We start from the raw sequence: 15,228 nt of genomic DNA, 5'->3' as shown, positions 1-15,228 counted from the left end.
TATTTTTAAGCTATGATTATTTGATAGTTTTCGATCATTAACTGACAAAAAAATTTAACAACGTAACTTTTAAATTATCATCAAGAATATGAGTTTACAATATTTTTTATTCCTCTAGACTCATTAAAGAGGCATTACCACCAGATGCTGTAGTATCAACACTAACTGTTTTTTCTACAACAAACCTACGCAAATATAGAGGCGATGCTGTTTCTATTGCCAAGCTAGTACACTTACCATCTTTAGCAACACTCTCAGCAACAAACGGGATAATTGCTCCTCTACGTAACGCTAAAGCCTGATGAATCTGTTTAACAGAAGAAATACTTCCAGAAAAAGCTACTAAAGCTACCTTACTATTAAAGAGTAATGCCGAAATAATCTCCTCATCATCAGATAAGATTAGATGGATAACTTTAGGGTTAACTCCTGCTTTAAGCATTAACTTAACAATATTATAAGCTGTAAGGTTGCCTGTATATGCCGGCTTTGTAACTACAGTATTACCAGCTAATAGTGCTGCTGTAGATTGACCAACAAATCTTATTAACATGTCACAGCTTGAACACATACTAATTACTACACCGCGACCTTTCAAGCTTAGTTCATCAATTTCACCTGTTGGTCCAGGCAGTAGTTCAGGATGAGCAAATTCTTTTTTAGCCTGTAAACAGTAGTATGCTACCTGCTGTATAGTTTTATCAATCTGAATATGAGCATCTTCTACAGATATATTTGACTCTGCGACCAAGCATGATGCTACTAGATGACGTTCTTTTTCTAATAAATCTAAGAATTTCTCAATAATTACAGCTCTGTCTTCAGCATTTATATGATTCCAAATATCTGCTTCTGCATTGGCGATTTCTATAGCTTTATCTACAGTACTTACTGAAGCAATATGTTTTTTACCAATATTCTTGCCATCAGCCGATTTTAAATCGATATATTTATCCTTTTTGGCTTTCTCACCAGCCACAATACTACTAATACTGTACTTATCTTTTATTAGTTTATTTGTGGCTTTTTCATCGTTAGAAATTTTTTCAGGATTATAAATCTCTTCTACTGCTCCAACACCTGATAGCTTCTCATTTGCCAAACGATGCATATAATAAGGACCACCTGCTTTTGGACCAGTACCAGACTTACCTTGTCCACCGAAAGGCTGAACACCTACAACAGCACCAACAATATTTCTATTGACATAGACATTACCAGCTTTAATATTATTTTTAACATAGTTCATAACTTCATTAATTCTACTATGAACACCAGCAGTCAGACCATATCCAGTAGAATTAATATCTTTTACAAGTTTATTAAGCTCATTAGCTTTAAACCTAAGGATATGAAGAATCGGACCAAACTGCTCCCTACCAAGGTCAGATAGTTTCTCTATTTCAAATGCTGTTGGCAATACAAAAGTACCCTCTTGAGTATCTTCATTTGGCTGTGATTGATATATTAGTTTAAATTGTTTTTTCTTCTCTTCTATATACGCATTTAGATTATCAGCTGCTTCTTTGTCTATTACAGGTCCAACATCTGTATCGATGTATTTTGAATCACCTATTTTAAGTTCTTTCATAGCACCAACAATCATTTTGATATAATTATCTGCTATATCTTCCTGTAAACATAATATACGTAATGCTGAACATCGTTGGCCGGCACTATCAAAAGCAGAACGTATAACATCAGCAGTAACCTGCTCAGGAAGTGAAGATGAATCAACAATTAAAGCATTTTGTCCACCTGTTTCTGCTATAAACGGTACTATCTCACTAGATTTTGATGCTAACGTTTGGTTTATAATTCCAGCGACCTCAGTTGAACCTGTAAATATTACACCTTTACACACAGGACTTTGAACCAAAGCACTACCAACAGTTGCTCCATCTCCAGGAGTAAACTGCAACACCCCTTTAGGAAGACCTGCCTTGAATAGTAATTTAACAGCTTTATAGGCAATGATTGGAGTCTGCTCAGCTGGCTTAGCAACTACTGTATTACCAGCAGCTAATACAGCGGTTATCTGACCTAAAAAAATTGCTAATGGGAAATTCCAAGGACTAATACATACCATAGCTCCTCTACCTGTAAACTCAATCTGTTTCAAATGATCAGATAACGCTGGTAAATCAATAGGTCCATTAAATTCTTTACGAGCTTGAGCTGCATAATAGCGACAAAAATCTACAGCTTCTCTAACTTCATCAATTGCATTTGATAAAGTTTTACCCGCTTCAATCATAGCTATAGCGATAAATTCATTAGTATTTTTCTCTAATAGATCTGCGAATTTCTCTAAGATTTCTGCTCTTTGGGATGCAGGAGTATTGTTCCAATCCTCAAAAGCACTCTGAGCATTTTTCAATGCTCTTTTAGCCATTTTGGCATCAGCATTAATAACAGACCCTATTGTATTTCCAGTATTAGGGTTTATAACCTCTTCAGCAGTTGTTTTGTCAATATCAACATTAGAGACTATTGGTTTTGCTCTGTATGTATTTTTATGAGTATATTTCTCAATATTTTTATACATACTAGCAAGTTCAGCAAAGTCATTTGTATTGTAGCCTTGTGAATTTAACCTAGGAGCTACTATATCTTTAGGATAAGGTATATTAGGATGCTGACCACAGCCATAATCTATAGCTTTTTTAACTGGATCCTCTATTAGCTCTTCAATAGGTAAATTTTCATCAACGATTCTATTTACAAATGAACTATTAGCGCCATTTTCTAATAATCTTCTAACTAAATATGCAAGTAAATGCTTATGGCCTCCAACAGGCGCGTATATTCTACAAGGAATCTCCTCATATCCCTCTTTACCTACGATATTATCATATAGAGGATCTCCCATACCGTGTAGGCATTGAAATTCAAAATCTTTATTACCATTAGCTAACTCCATAACTACAGCTACAGTTTGCGCATTGTGCGTAGCAAATTGAGGGTAAATATATTGATGGTTTTCAAAAAGTTGTTCTACACATGCTTGATAAGAAACATCTGTATGATATTTACGTGTAAATACCGGATAGCCATCTAAACCTTGCTCTTGAGCATGTTTGATTTCAGCATCCCAATATGCACCTTTTACAAGACGAATCATAAATCTTCTATTTGTTTTCTTAGCAAGATTAGCTAAGTAGTCTAGTACGTAAGGAGCTCTTTTTTGATAAGCCTGAACAACTATACCAATTCCATCAAATCCATCTAGAGATGGCTCATGAGCTAATCTCTCTACTAGCTCCAAAGATATTTGTAACCTCTCAGTTTCTTCTGCATCAATATTCATGCCAACATTATACTGTTTAGCTAATTGAGTAAGCTTTAAAAGTTTTGGATATAACTCCTGATGAACTCTTTGGTGTTTGGCAACCTCATAGCGTGGATGCAAAGCAGATAGTTTTATGGATATACCTGGATTCTTTTTAATTTCTTTATTTGTAGCATATTTAGCCAATTCATTAATAGCATGTATATATTGTTCATAGTAGTAGTCAGCATCAGCCATTGTCATCGCTGCTTCACCTAACATATCATAGGAGTAGCTATAGCCTCTAGCGACTTTTACCTCTGATACTTTTAATGCTTCTTCAATAGTTTCACCAAGTACGTATTGCTTACCAACTATTTTCATCGCTTGCTTCATAGCCTGACGAATTACGGGTTCACTCGATTTTTTTAGTAAGTTTTGAAATACTTTTCGATATGCTCCATGAGGATTTTTTAGTATTTTACCCGTTAGCATCAAACTCCACGTAGCAGCATTGACAAACAAATGCTTTTCTCTACCAACATGATTTTTCCAAGCAGCACTTGTAAGCTTATCTTTTATTAACAAATCAATAGTATATTTATCAGGAACTCTTAATAACGCCTCAGCTAAACACATCAGAACTATGCCCTCTTCAGACGATAAATCGTACTCAATCATAAAAGCATCGATACCAGATTTTTTTAATCTATTTTTTCTAACTTTTTCTACTAGGCTATATGCTCTTTCTCTTACCTGAGCTTTCTGGACACTTGTCATGTGAGCTTTTTCAACAAGCTTAGTTACAGCTTCTTTTTCTTCTACTAACCAATATTTAGAGATATTCATTATTTCACTTGAAATAGGATACTCACTTGAATGATTTAATAAGTTATTCATATAGTTTCCTCTTATATTTACTTTAGTATATTTTTATTAAACTTCTTTTTCTCTTGAATAATTTTATCAACAAGCTCTTTATATTTATTAGGTGGAGTTACCCCTTTAAATAACCAATCAAACATATCATTATCTTCACTAGCCAAAAACTCAACAAAAAGTTTCTTACCAGTAAGATCTTCTTGCATATAACAATTATTTAAATATGGCGCTAAGATTATATCAAGTTCAAGCATCCCTCTACGTGCAGAATATTTTATTTTTTCAACTGAATTGAATATAAGATCATTTTTTATTTTCATGATAGACAAGCTTATTAAATATAAGGATTACACTAGTTTATACTATACACTTAGCACAACCAATATCGTTAAAGGAATTATTTCAAAAAATACTCTTTTATTTAGCTAAACATTCCGGTATTATTTGCTCTATAATTTTAGGTTTATTCATAGCATTTATTACCTATCTAAAATAAGTTTATTCAAACAAAAAAAATACTAAAAGGATTTAAATTTAATGGCTATCAGTCAAAATGTTACAAAAATACTTCAAGATATTGACGAACTGGATTTATTTAGCAATATTTCAGATGAGTGGTCAACACTACTTAATGAACCTGATGAAGAAATCAAAATCAAAAAACTATATTCTGCATTAGTAAAGGAAAGTATCCGTCGTGAGACTGCAGAAAGATTAGCTAAGGATGCTAGGTCATATTGCGATCTTGTTCAAGAACAATCTAAACAACGCATATCTGACTTGAAAGAAAGTCTAGAAAGTCAAATTACTTTTTTGACTCAACAAATTAAAGATTTGAAAGATGAGTCTTCAAAAAATCTAGACTACTATAGAAAAGAACTAAAAAAAGCTACTAAAAATCTAATAGAAAATAAAAATTAAATCATCAGTATAGCTAGTTTCAAATAACTACTTTGCTTCGATTAAAATTAAGAAAACCAATACTACCTATCGATATATCTAAAATTTCCAGTATAGGAAAACACTTCTTTGTTGTTACACCTCGAAAAAACAGCTCTTGAAAACCTATCTTGATTATCTTTTTCTATTTCTAAATCAGCACAATTAGTTATAACCTTACCTTGATCATCTAAAACACCATAACTTGCATAAGAAACGCCTAAAAGTGATAAAAACATCAATCCTGTTACTAAAATTTTACCTTTCATATTACATAACATATTAAGAGTTACTTATAAAAACATATTACCAAAGTAACTACTTATTTTCTATTAGAGTTTATTAAGAATAATTCTAAGTCTCTTTTAGACTGTTTTTGCAAAGCTAAATTGCCAATGTCTTTTATAAGAATAAATTTTAGCTCTTTATTGCTATTTTTCTTATCTAAAAGCATAGCATTTAAAAATTCTCTTTGACAAATATCTTTAGGAAAGTCAGTTGAGATTCTAAAGCTAGTTATGAACCCTTTAAAGTCTTTTGCTTGTTGCTCTGATATCATCCCTAGATAGCAAGAAAAATCTATAGCTTGTGCCATCCCAACACCCACAGCTTCGCCATGCTTTAGCCCCAAATACTTTTGACACTTCTCAATAGCATGACCAAAAGTATGGCCAAAATTAAGTATAGCTCTAGCTCCTGTAGTTTCTTTTTCATCTTCAGCTACGACTTCAGACTTAATATGGCAGCTTCTTTTTACCATCTCAATCAAAGTAGAAGTATCTTTAGCTAAGATTTTTTCTCTATTTAAGTCAAGCCAAATATAAAAATCTCTAGATATAAAAGCATACTTAACAACTTCAGCCATACCAGATATATATTCTCTTTGGGGTAAAGTTTGATAAAACTGTACAGATGTATATACAAGCTTTGGTTGATAAAAAGCTCCTATCATATTTTTGCCTAGAGAATGATTTATCGCTGTCTTACCACCAACAGAAGAGTCCACTTGTGACAATAGTGTAGTCGGAATTTGAATGAAATCTACTCCTCGCTGATATATCGCAGCTGCAAATCCCGTGATATCACCAACAACACCTCCTCCTAATGCCACTAAAACGGTAGAGTTGCGTGTATACTGATTCTCCAACAAACATGACAAAATCTTATCCAAGCTCTGTTGTGACTTATATTGCTCCCCATCTTCAAGTATACATGTTTTGATGTTTAACTCATTAGGTACTGAGTCTAAAAACATACTGAGATACAAGTCAGCTACAGTAGTGTTTGTAACGACCAAAATCTGTTTGTTTTCTATCCATGGGAAAATATGAGAAAAATCTAGTGAGGAGTCTACTAAAATATCATAAGCTGCACTAGATGTGGGACTAACTAATAATTTACTAATCACAGAATTGTTTCTTCAACTAGGAATGTAGATATTTTATTAACTATATTTTTAACCGTTGCACCATTTGTCTCAACCACAACATCAGCAATACTTCTATACAAAGGCTCTCTCTCAGCCATTAACTGTTCTAAAACAGGTCTTTTATCATCGACTCTCAGAAGAGGTCTCTTTGTATCTTTAGCAGTTCTCTCGAGTTGTTGCTCAATAGTCGCCTCAAGATAGACAACTTTGCCACGTGATGATAGTAATGATCTAGTATCAGAATCAAGGATAGCTCCACCACCGGTAGCCAATACTATATTTTGTTTTTCCGCTAAAATTTCAGCGATAACATCTCTCTCTCGCTGCCTAAAACCTTCTTCCCCCTCTAGGTCAAAGATCCAATTAATATCAACGCCACATTTTTTTTCTATTGTATCATCAGAATCTATAAACTCTAATTTTAACTGTTTTGCTAATTGCTTACCAATAGTAGATTTTCCAGCACCAACTGGACCAATTAAGAAAATATTTTTTGTTCTTATCATTTTTGACTCAAAATTATAAGTTGATTACACACTGTGATAGTTTGTTACTAATCACCCCTTGTACATAAAAAATTATAGGCTATAAGATACCTAAATATTAATATTATTGCAACTATTATCTACTATCATTTTTGGAGTTGTGACTCAATAATCTTAGGAGTGATAAAAATTAAAAGTTCAGCATCACTATCACTAATTTTAGTAAAACTAAATAAATAACCTAGATATGGAATATCACCTAAAAATGGTATCTTATTGCGAGTCTCTGTTTGAGTTTTGGTATAGATACCGCCAATTACAACTGTATCACTATCTTTAACCATAACTTTTGTAGTTACTTCTCGTTTCTTAATAGTTGGAGGCAAGTCCTCACCAGTCGAAGTCTTACCTGAAGATGCTCCAACACTATTTTTCGTCACAAGCACATCCATTACAATATTACCGTCTGGTGCAATCTGAGGTGTAACTTGTAGCTCTAAAACTGCCTCTTGGAATGCTACTGATGCTGCCCCTGATGCAGTAGCCTGCTGATACGGTACATCTGTACCATCTTTAATAAATGCAGTTTCATTATTTGCGACAACCAAATGTGGAGATGATACCTCATTAGCCAAAGATTCATTCTCCAAAGCTCTAATCTCCATTTCCAAATTAAGACCACCTGCCAATGTGTATGCTAACTTAGCAGTACTTGCAACTACACTCGTATCATCAGCATCTGTCTGCGTACCGTATGTATTAAGACCTATATCAACGCCCGAAGGATGGCTAACTGTGTAGTTAAAGCCAAGCTCTAATCCGCTTGTTCTAGTAACCTCGACAATTCTTGCCTCTATTAGCACCTGATCATTAGGTATATCAATCTCATTCACAACTTCTTTAATACGCGGAATTTTTTCTTCTGTATCTGTTACTATGAGAGTGTTTGTACGAGCATCTGAAGTTATACTACCTCGTGGTGACATAATTCCACCATTCTGTTTTGCCATAGACGTGATAACTGTTTGAGCTGCTTGAGCTGTGGTGTAATTTAGAGGAATGAATTCTGTTACCAATGTAGCATTATTCTCTAGTGACCTTTTTGTTTGTAGCTCTAATTGCTCCTGAGCAGCGATTTCAGCTGCAGTCGCAACATACAGGATACTACTCATCTTCTTAGTAGCAAGACCTTTGCTAACAAGAACAATATTCATAACCTCGTTCCACGGAACATTCTTAAGGTCTATAGACATGTTTCCACGCACACTACTACTTACAACCAAGTTTAACCCAGCAAACTCTGATAAAACCTGTAAAACAGTCTGCACAGGAGTATCTTTGAAGGATATAGATATAGGCTCATTAACATTAAAGCCTTCAACCCGACTGTTACGTCTATCTATCTTAAATTTAAAAGTATTACCCTCTTTAAAATCGCTTAACGCTATTCTATCTAATGAGTGTATTATAAAAATAACATTACCATTATCTTTAAGAATCTTAATAGAGTCTACTATCGTGTTAAATACTTTAGTATCAATATTACTGACCCATTTATCAGAAATGGTTGTATCGTCAAAAGTTATCGTAAGAGTATATCCATCTTGTGATAATTTAGTTTTATATCCAGCAAAATTACTAATATTTTCTTCAAAAGCCACATCAAAAAAAGCACTACCATTCAAGCTTCGATGAAATTCTAAATCTTTTATATGTTTATTATAGTTAGTAGTTTTATTTTCATCTCTTCCAACTATTTTTGTTTCTGGCTGCTTAGTTTCTTGAAGCTGGTTTACAACTGTTTGGTTAGCCTCTTTTGGGTCAGCAAATGATACTTCACAACCCAAGAACCCTCCAATCACGGTCAAAATAGCTAATAATTTATTTTTTCTAAAAAACATTAATTCATCCTAATGTATAACAACTGGAGTTTTTTGCCAAACTCTTTTTTCATTATTCTTTTTCCATTCGTCAACTACAATACCCTCTTTGGTAATATCTTTGACTTTTCCATAGTTTTGTCCAATTAATTCACCTTGCTTAACATATATTGGCTTAGTTTCCATTGAACTCTCTATTACACCCCATTTTTGCTTATTTTGAAGAACAACTCCTTTAAATTTAAAAGAGTTTAAAGGATATTGTTGTAAACCTGTAGGTTTAGTATTCATAACCTCTTTAAGCTCTTCTGGAACAACTATAGGTTTTAACTTAACAACCTGTTGTTTTTGTTCAATACCTTTAATTGGAACTTTCTTCTCAAAAGGGAGTGCATGATCAACATTAAAAACATTACGTATCTTTGATAATCTTTCAAAGGTTAATGTATCCCCTTTATATTCAGGGATGTCAAGCTTTTCGGTACTCTTCATAGTTTTAGTCCTATTTTGAATAAGCTCATTAACTTGGTTTATTCTAGTTTCATAATTAGCATAGCAACTACCATAGCTACTCAGTAATAATACAAAACTTAAAAATTTTAATCTTTGATGTCTAATCATTTAATTTACGCTCCTACTCCTTGACGTGAATAGGTCTGTAAATTTAGTTCGGTAACTATTTTAGTATCAGACTCTTTTTTAATGTTTATATTTGTAATAACCGCTATATCTTTCATATCAATTAGAGCAACAAAAAGCTTAATTAACTGGGGAAAATCTCCAACTAATTTAGCTTTAAAATCAAGAGCGTATAAATCTAAATATTTATTTTTTTCGGCTCCTGCAGGTGAAAGATCAATAATTGTAATACCAGAACTGCGAATAGCTTCATTTAATGCAGATAAAAAAATAGGTACAGAATGACGCTCGGGAATACTAAATCTTTCTTCAATATTATGTTTTTCTAACACCTTAACTTGCTCTTTAAGTGCGTTTAAGTCTTTCTCTTTCTTAATTAATCTAGGTATTTGAGACTCCATAGATTTTATATGGCTTTCTCTTTGACTTGCCTTTGATATAATTGGGCTTACCAATATACCATAAAATATAAAAACAAATAGAACAAAAGTTACTATCAGTACAGGTAGCTTAATTTTCAGAGGAGTATCAATAACAATTACCGAGTACTTGTTAGATAAAAGAAATTTTCTAATTTTATCTACCATTTCACACTCTCCCCTTTAAACGCATTACCTTCACCAAACTTAAACTCTAGAGAGAAGCTTCTTTGACCATTTTTTTCTGATCCTAGGTTTTTAAGTTCCACTTTTTTAACTCTAAACTCTATTTCTAAGTTTTTCATAAAAATTGAAAGTAATTTCAAATCTCTAACATCACCCGTAATAACAATGATATCAGTATTTGATACATAATTAATATTGGTAATATATAACTGGTCGGTAATCGCTCTAGAAATCTTCTCTATACCGAGTAATATATAATACTGGCTAGCTTTAATATTTGCCAAGTCAGATGATACATCCAACAGTTTATCTCTTTGATTTTTTACGTCTGAGTATTCTGCTACATTTTTATTAAGCTTACTAATTTGAGTCTGGATATATCTCTCTACCTTTATATCTTCATCACTAGACCACGAAAATATTATCGAAAGAATAAACATTGATATAAAAGCTACCAATACCATAAATGCTAGATCAACGCCTATGTAAGTAAGCTTTTTTTGGCGCCAACGACCACGCACAAAATTAAGATTTTTCATTACTACAAAGCCTCCTTCATAGCAATCGCCACTGACAAAACATATCTATATGGATGCTCTATGCTCCCAAAACTCTGGGAATCAATATTTACAAATGGATCAAGTATTTTACAATTTTTTTGAGACAAATCTTTTATTGACTCAAAGATACTTTCAAAATTTTGCTTAATTCCATATACGTATACATTATTATCTTGAACTTCATCAAAACTGTCAAAATTACTTTCACTAAGATCCAAAGACATAAAATCCATAAACCTTAATAGTAACTGGATAACTTCATCAACATAAGCTATATCACTAATATTTTCATCAAAAATTTTAACAGATTCATAACTTTTTAATTCGCCTTGAGGAGAAAAGCTGTAAATAGATAATTTATCTGAATATAAGCCTAAAAATATACTATCATTTGCATGCTTAGATATTTCACTAAGATAAAGATTTGAAACAAAATCACTAATCGCAAGTTTATCTAAAACACATGCAGACAAGGCTCTCTTTGCTTTATTAGCAATATTATATAACTTTTTCATCTTTTCATTATCAGATATATAATAGACTATTAACGTACCATTACTTTCCAATTGATCGTAATAGTCATATGCAATATCAGTATAGCTCTCTGGGAAACGCTTCTTCAAAAAGTATTCAGCTATATAAAAAAGTACACCTTCTTTTTTGATTATCTCTAGTGCTCTTTTATCACAAGAAATTTCTTCTTTTGTAACATCAATTTCATTATAACTAGCAAAACCTAGTTTAGTAAAACGGCCAAGTTTATTCCTTTTTATTATTTCCGCAATAACGCTACCAACGTATTCCGATGTTAACTCACCTTCAAAATATGCTTCAGACGTAAAAATATCACTATCACAGCTAACTAGCGCATAGCTATCGCCTTTTCTGTCAAGCTTCACACTAGCAAGTGAACACCTATCATATTCAACACCCAAAACTGTTCTTTGAGCTTTTTTGCGTCTTTTTTCAAGTAATAACGATATCATAAAATTTCTTATAAAAAACTGTAGCCAAAAATTAGATACTCTATTTCTAGATATATAAGTTTGTTTATTTTATAATTAAATCCACATTAAGTAAACTATAGTTTTAAAACGTTAAGGCTAAATTAACTATGCGTATAATACTTTTAGGTGCCCCTGGAGCTGGCAAAGGGACTCAAGCAAAAATAATCGAAGACAAATATAGTATCGCTCATATATCTACAGGAGATATGATTAGAGAGACAATTAAGTCAGGAAGTAATATTGGTCAAGAACTAAAAAAAGTGCTCGATGCCGGACAGTTAGTTTCAGATGAATTTATCATCCAGATTGTTAAAGACAGAATTTCTAAAGACGACTGTAAAAATGGTTTTTTACTAGATGGAGTACCTAGAACAATAACTCAAGCAGAAGAACTAGACAGATTGGGTGTAAATATAGACTATATAGTTGAAGTTGATGTTGCTGATAGTCTATTAATAGAAAGAATAACAGGTAGAAGAGTTCATCCTGCATCTGGTAGAACATATCACACTAAATTTAATCCCCCTAAAGTTGAAGGCAAAGATGACGTTACAGGAGAAGATCTGATAACCCGTACTGATGATAATGAAGATACAGTTAAAGAAAGACTCTCTGTGTACCATGCTCAAACGTCTAAGCTAATTGATTTTTATAGAAACTTCTCATCTGCAAATACAAAAACGCCAAAATATATAAAAATAGATGGCGATCAAGCTGTTGATAAAGTATCACAGGATATTTTTAGTCAACTTAAATAGCTATTTAATCTAAACACTCTAGCAACAATTCTGTAAATGATATGTATTCCAATTCTCCATGATATGAAAGTCCTATCTGACAGCTGCGATTAAAACTAACTCCAACCTCACAGTCTTTAATTTGCGGCTTAAGAGATTCTAAACTTGTAGCATTTAGCTCAGGAGTTGTAAAACCCTTATCTCCTGCAAACCCGCAACAGTATATTTGCTCAGGAACAACTACTGATGTACCACATTTTTTTAGTGCATTTACATAACTATTATCAATATTTTGTTTACGAGTAGAACAATCAATATGCAAAGCTATTTTATTATACTTTTTTGTTAATTTGATGTTATCTAATTTATCTATAATTAGACTGTTAATATTTATAATATCCAAATTTTGATCTTTAGCAAAATTAGCACATGAACTATTATCAGTAACCACATAGTCATACTGAGTATAATCTATACTCTGCTCCAATAAACCTTGAGATGCATATTGCTGAGTATGATTCGCCTGTGAGTGATACATCTGCCCACAACATTGATTATTCAAATTCTGTGGATAATTAACTTCAAAACCCAGCTTTTCTAATATTAGTTGACTTGGATACTTTGTATATTTTTTACTACTGGCGAAAATTCTATTTGGACAAGCTGGTAACAATAGTACTTTTGGCTTTGTATTTTCTCCATTAGAGTCTATAAAGCCTAAGGATTGTACTTTTGGCATAGTTTCCAAATATACAGGTATAGATTTGAAGTTATTATGTAGTAGCTTAGTCATACCTTGAAGATTCTTCTTTCCTATAAAATTAGCAGCTAAGTTCCCCAATTTAACTTTTTGTTTCGCTTTAGTTATTTCTTTGTCATGATTAACTAGCTTGTTTTGCAGTTTTTTCTGACTAAGAATAAAATCACCAGTATCAATATCAACTGGACAACGAGTTTTGCATAAACTTGTAGTAGCACATGTTTGTATACCATAGTAATCATAATCTTTAAGCCATTGTTGTTTTTGATTACCATCTAGAGTCGGAATCTTACGAGCAACAGAGTTTCTTTGTCTTGGAGTTAAACTTAAGTTTCTTGATGGACAAACAGGCTCACAAAAGCCGCATTCCATACATTGATCTATTTTCTCATCAACGCTATTTAATTCTTTGAGATTCTTAATATGCAGACTCTTATCTTTAGTAAGTTTAACATCAGGGTTAAGAGTGTTTTTAGGATCAAAAAGCTTTTTAATGCGCCACATAATATTCAAACATTTATCACCCCATTCTACTATTGCGAATGGTGAGATATTTCGTCCACTTCCATGCTCTGCCTTAAGCGAACCATTATACTTCTCTGCAACTAAAGAAGTAATTTCTTGCATAAATTCATCATATTCAATTAACTGTTTCTCATCATTAAAATCAGGAGTAAGAACGAAATGAATATTCCCAGCCAAAACGTGACCAAATATTGCAGCATTGGAATAATTGTATTTGATAAATAGCTGTTTAACATCTGTTATCAAGCCTGGTAAATCAGCAATATTTACTGCTACATCCTCAATAAGCACAGTACTGCCGTTTGGCCTTTGCCCAGCAATTGTAGGCAAGACACCTTTCCTAGCTTTCCAAATGGTTTGAATCTCTCGCTCATCTTGCCTAAAGCCGACTTGATGAAGAATATTTGCCTGCTCAATACTTTGATTTATTATATCAAGTTTATTATCCAAGCTATCTTGACTATCCTCAGATACTTCAACCATAATCGCAGCAATATCAGAACTTTCAAGGTTTATCAAAAAGGGCTGTAATTCCACTACATCTGCTACTGATTTCAATGATAGGTAGTCAAGTAATTCAACAGATGAAGGGGTATATGGCTCAAGCTCTGTAGTCAGTCGTACTAGCTCATCAAGGCTTCCATATATTAAATTCAAGGCCTTAAATTCATGGTCAGCAACAGTATTTAATGTCACATTACTAACAAAACCAAGAGTACCTTCAGAACCAATGATTAATCTTTCTATAATTTTTATTGGATCATCAAAATCTAAAAAAGCATTCAGACTATATCCACTAGTATTTTTGATTGAAAATTTCTTTTTAAGAAAAGCAACCAAATCTTCATCACTCTTTATCTGACTATGAATAGCTAATATTGAATTTATGAAATTCTCATTATTCTCTTTAAAACTCGTAATACTAGCAGAATCAGATGTATCTAGCACCTGACCATCGGCAAACACAACTCGCATTGAATCTAAAGTGGCATAAGAATTTTTTGCTGTACCACAACACATCCCACTAGCATTATTTGCAATAATACCACCGACCTTAGCACTATTAATTGAGCCAGGATCAGGCCCAATTTTACGATTGTATATCTTGAGATATTTGTTAGCACTCTCCCCTATTATGCTCGGTTCAAGCTTAATCTTATTACCATTATCAAAAACCTGATAATTAAGCCAAGCATCAGAAGATAAAACCACAAGTACTTCATCAGTAACCGCTTGACCAGAAAGACTAGTTCCAGCCGCCCTAAATGTTAGCTTAACATTATATTGATTTGCTAATTTAATTATCTCTACGACTTCTACTTCTGTTTTAACAAATATTACTAGTTTCGGCACCATCCTATATAGGCTAGCATCTGTAGAATATGCATAACGCAATAATTCATTTTCAATAATTTGTTTATCTTTTAAAAATTTGCTTAGCTGTGATCTAAATTCATTTAACATTGGAAAAAATTTCTAGATATATACTTGATAGAAGTATACCTAAGA

13 protein-coding genes are annotated in these 15,228 nt (G+C 32.7%); 2 read left to right on the top strand and 11 right to left on the bottom strand.

All coding sequences use genetic code 11. The features are described 5' to 3' along the window. Positions 1-106 precede the first annotated feature (106 nt). A complete protein-coding gene (gene putA, locus F7308_RS06215) occupies positions 107-4,171 on the bottom strand; it encodes a bifunctional proline dehydrogenase/L-glutamate gamma-semialdehyde dehydrogenase PutA (protein WP_013923002.1) in 4,065 nt (1,354 codons plus the stop codon). Positions 4,172-4,188: 17 nt separating this feature from the next. Then, positions 4,189-4,473 carry an FAD assembly factor SdhE gene (locus tag F7308_RS06210; RefSeq protein WP_013923001.1) on the bottom strand — a complete coding sequence of 95 codons (285 nt, stop codon included), beginning with the start codon at positions 4,471-4,473 and terminating at the stop codon, positions 4,189-4,191. Positions 4,474-4,690: 217 nt separating this feature from the next. Between F7308_RS06210 and F7308_RS06205 the strand changes: the two genes are divergently transcribed. Next, the gene (locus F7308_RS06205; RefSeq protein ID WP_013923000.1) at positions 4,691-5,074 is read left to right on the top strand and encodes a hypothetical protein; all 384 of its coding nucleotides are present in this window, start codon (positions 4,691-4,693) and stop codon (positions 5,072-5,074) included. Positions 5,075-5,136: 62 nt separating this feature from the next. Here the strand turns inward: F7308_RS06205 and F7308_RS06200 are convergent, their stop codons facing one another. From F7308_RS06200 to F7308_RS06165, 8 genes are all read right to left on the bottom strand, one after another. Then, positions 5,137-5,361 carry a hypothetical protein gene (locus F7308_RS06200; RefSeq protein WP_041263936.1) on the bottom strand — a complete coding sequence of 75 codons (225 nt, stop codon included), beginning with the start codon at positions 5,359-5,361 and terminating at the stop codon, positions 5,137-5,139. 53 nt (positions 5,362-5,414) lie between these two features. Next, positions 5,415-6,500, bottom strand: a complete 1,086-nt coding sequence (gene aroB / locus F7308_RS06195; RefSeq protein ID WP_013922998.1) for a 3-dehydroquinate synthase — start codon at positions 6,498-6,500, stop codon at positions 5,415-5,417. Then, the gene (aroK, locus tag F7308_RS06190) at positions 6,497-7,027 is read right to left on the bottom strand and encodes a shikimate kinase AroK (RefSeq protein ID WP_013922997.1); all 531 of its coding nucleotides are present in this window, start codon (positions 7,025-7,027) and stop codon (positions 6,497-6,499) included. The genes aroB and aroK overlap by 4 nt, the downstream gene beginning before the upstream one ends. 125 nt (positions 7,028-7,152) lie before the next feature. Further along, positions 7,153-8,907, bottom strand: a complete 1,755-nt coding sequence (locus tag F7308_RS06185) for a type IV pilus secretin PilQ (protein ID WP_013922996.1) — start codon at positions 8,905-8,907, stop codon at positions 7,153-7,155. A gap of 9 nt (positions 8,908-8,916) precedes the next feature. Beyond that, positions 8,917-9,507 carry a pilus assembly protein PilP gene (locus F7308_RS06180; RefSeq protein ID WP_013922995.1) on the bottom strand — a complete coding sequence of 197 codons (591 nt, stop codon included), beginning with the start codon at positions 9,505-9,507 and terminating at the stop codon, positions 8,917-8,919. Positions 9,508-9,512: 5 nt separating this feature from the next. Beyond that, on the bottom strand, positions 9,513-10,112 hold the full coding sequence (locus F7308_RS06175; RefSeq protein ID WP_013922994.1) for a type IV pilus inner membrane component PilO: 600 nt from the start codon (positions 10,110-10,112) through the stop codon (positions 9,513-9,515). Continuing rightward, positions 10,106-10,669, bottom strand: coding sequence for a PilN domain-containing protein (locus F7308_RS06170; RefSeq protein WP_013922993.1), 564 nt, complete (start codon positions 10,667-10,669; stop codon positions 10,106-10,108). The genes F7308_RS06175 and F7308_RS06170 overlap by 7 nt, the downstream gene beginning before the upstream one ends. A 2-nt stretch (positions 10,670-10,671) precedes the next feature. Continuing rightward, a complete protein-coding gene (locus F7308_RS06165; RefSeq protein ID WP_013922992.1) occupies positions 10,672-11,676 on the bottom strand; it encodes a hypothetical protein in 1,005 nt (334 codons plus the stop codon). 128 nt (positions 11,677-11,804) lie between these two features. On the opposite strand from F7308_RS06165, the gene adk reads away from it, so the two are divergent. Continuing rightward, positions 11,805-12,455 (top strand): adenylate kinase, encoded by a 651-nt coding sequence (gene adk / locus F7308_RS06160; protein WP_013922991.1) that lies wholly within the window; start codon positions 11,805-11,807, stop codon positions 12,453-12,455. Positions 12,456-12,459: 4 nt separating this feature from the next. On the opposite strand, the gene F7308_RS06155 is transcribed toward adk, so the two are convergent. After that, entirely contained in the window at positions 12,460-15,183 is a 2,724-nt protein-coding gene (locus F7308_RS06155; protein WP_013922990.1) for an FAD-binding and (Fe-S)-binding domain-containing protein, read from the bottom strand. Positions 15,184-15,228: the final 45 nt, after the last annotated feature.

It is taken from the genome of Francisella salina (genome assembly GCF_000219045.1).
Taxonomy (GTDB): domain Bacteria; phylum Pseudomonadota; class Gammaproteobacteria; order Francisellales; family Francisellaceae; genus Francisella; species Francisella salimarina.
Note: the sequence above shows the minus strand (reverse complement) of the source record. Positions and strands in the feature narration are given on the sequence as shown.

Excerpts from the sequence above, each read along its gene's own strand:
- putA (WP_013923002.1), bottom strand. The coding sequence starts at position 4,171 with ATGAATAACTTATTAAATCATTCAAGTGAGTATCCTATTTCAAGTGAA.
- F7308_RS06210 (WP_013923001.1), bottom strand. The coding sequence starts at position 4,473 with ATGAAAATAAAAAATGATCTTATATTCAATTCAGTTGAAAAAATAAAA.
- F7308_RS06205 (WP_013923000.1), top strand. The coding sequence starts at position 4,691 with ATGGCTATCAGTCAAAATGTTACAAAAATACTTCAAGATATTGACGAA.
- F7308_RS06200 (WP_041263936.1), bottom strand. The coding sequence starts at position 5,361 with ATGAAAGGTAAAATTTTAGTAACAGGATTGATGTTTTTATCACTTTTA.
- aroK (WP_013922997.1), bottom strand. The coding sequence starts at position 7,027 with ATGATAAGAACAAAAAATATTTTCTTAATTGGTCCAGTTGGTGCTGGA.
- F7308_RS06185 (WP_013922996.1), bottom strand. The coding sequence starts at position 8,907 with ATGTTTTTTAGAAAAAATAAATTATTAGCTATTTTGACCGTGATTGGA.
- F7308_RS06180 (WP_013922995.1), bottom strand. The coding sequence starts at position 9,507 with ATGATTAGACATCAAAGATTAAAATTTTTAAGTTTTGTATTATTACTG.
- F7308_RS06175 (WP_013922994.1), bottom strand. The coding sequence starts at position 10,112 with ATGGTAGATAAAATTAGAAAATTTCTTTTATCTAACAAGTACTCGGTA.
- F7308_RS06170 (WP_013922993.1), bottom strand. The coding sequence starts at position 10,669 with ATGAAAAATCTTAATTTTGTGCGTGGTCGTTGGCGCCAAAAAAAGCTT.
- F7308_RS06165 (WP_013922992.1), bottom strand. The coding sequence starts at position 11,676 with ATGATATCGTTATTACTTGAAAAAAGACGCAAAAAAGCTCAAAGAACA.
- adk (WP_013922991.1), top strand. The coding sequence starts at position 11,805 with ATGCGTATAATACTTTTAGGTGCCCCTGGAGCTGGCAAAGGGACTCAA.
- F7308_RS06155 (WP_013922990.1), bottom strand. The coding sequence starts at position 15,183 with ATGTTAAATGAATTTAGATCACAGCTAAGCAAATTTTTAAAAGATAAA.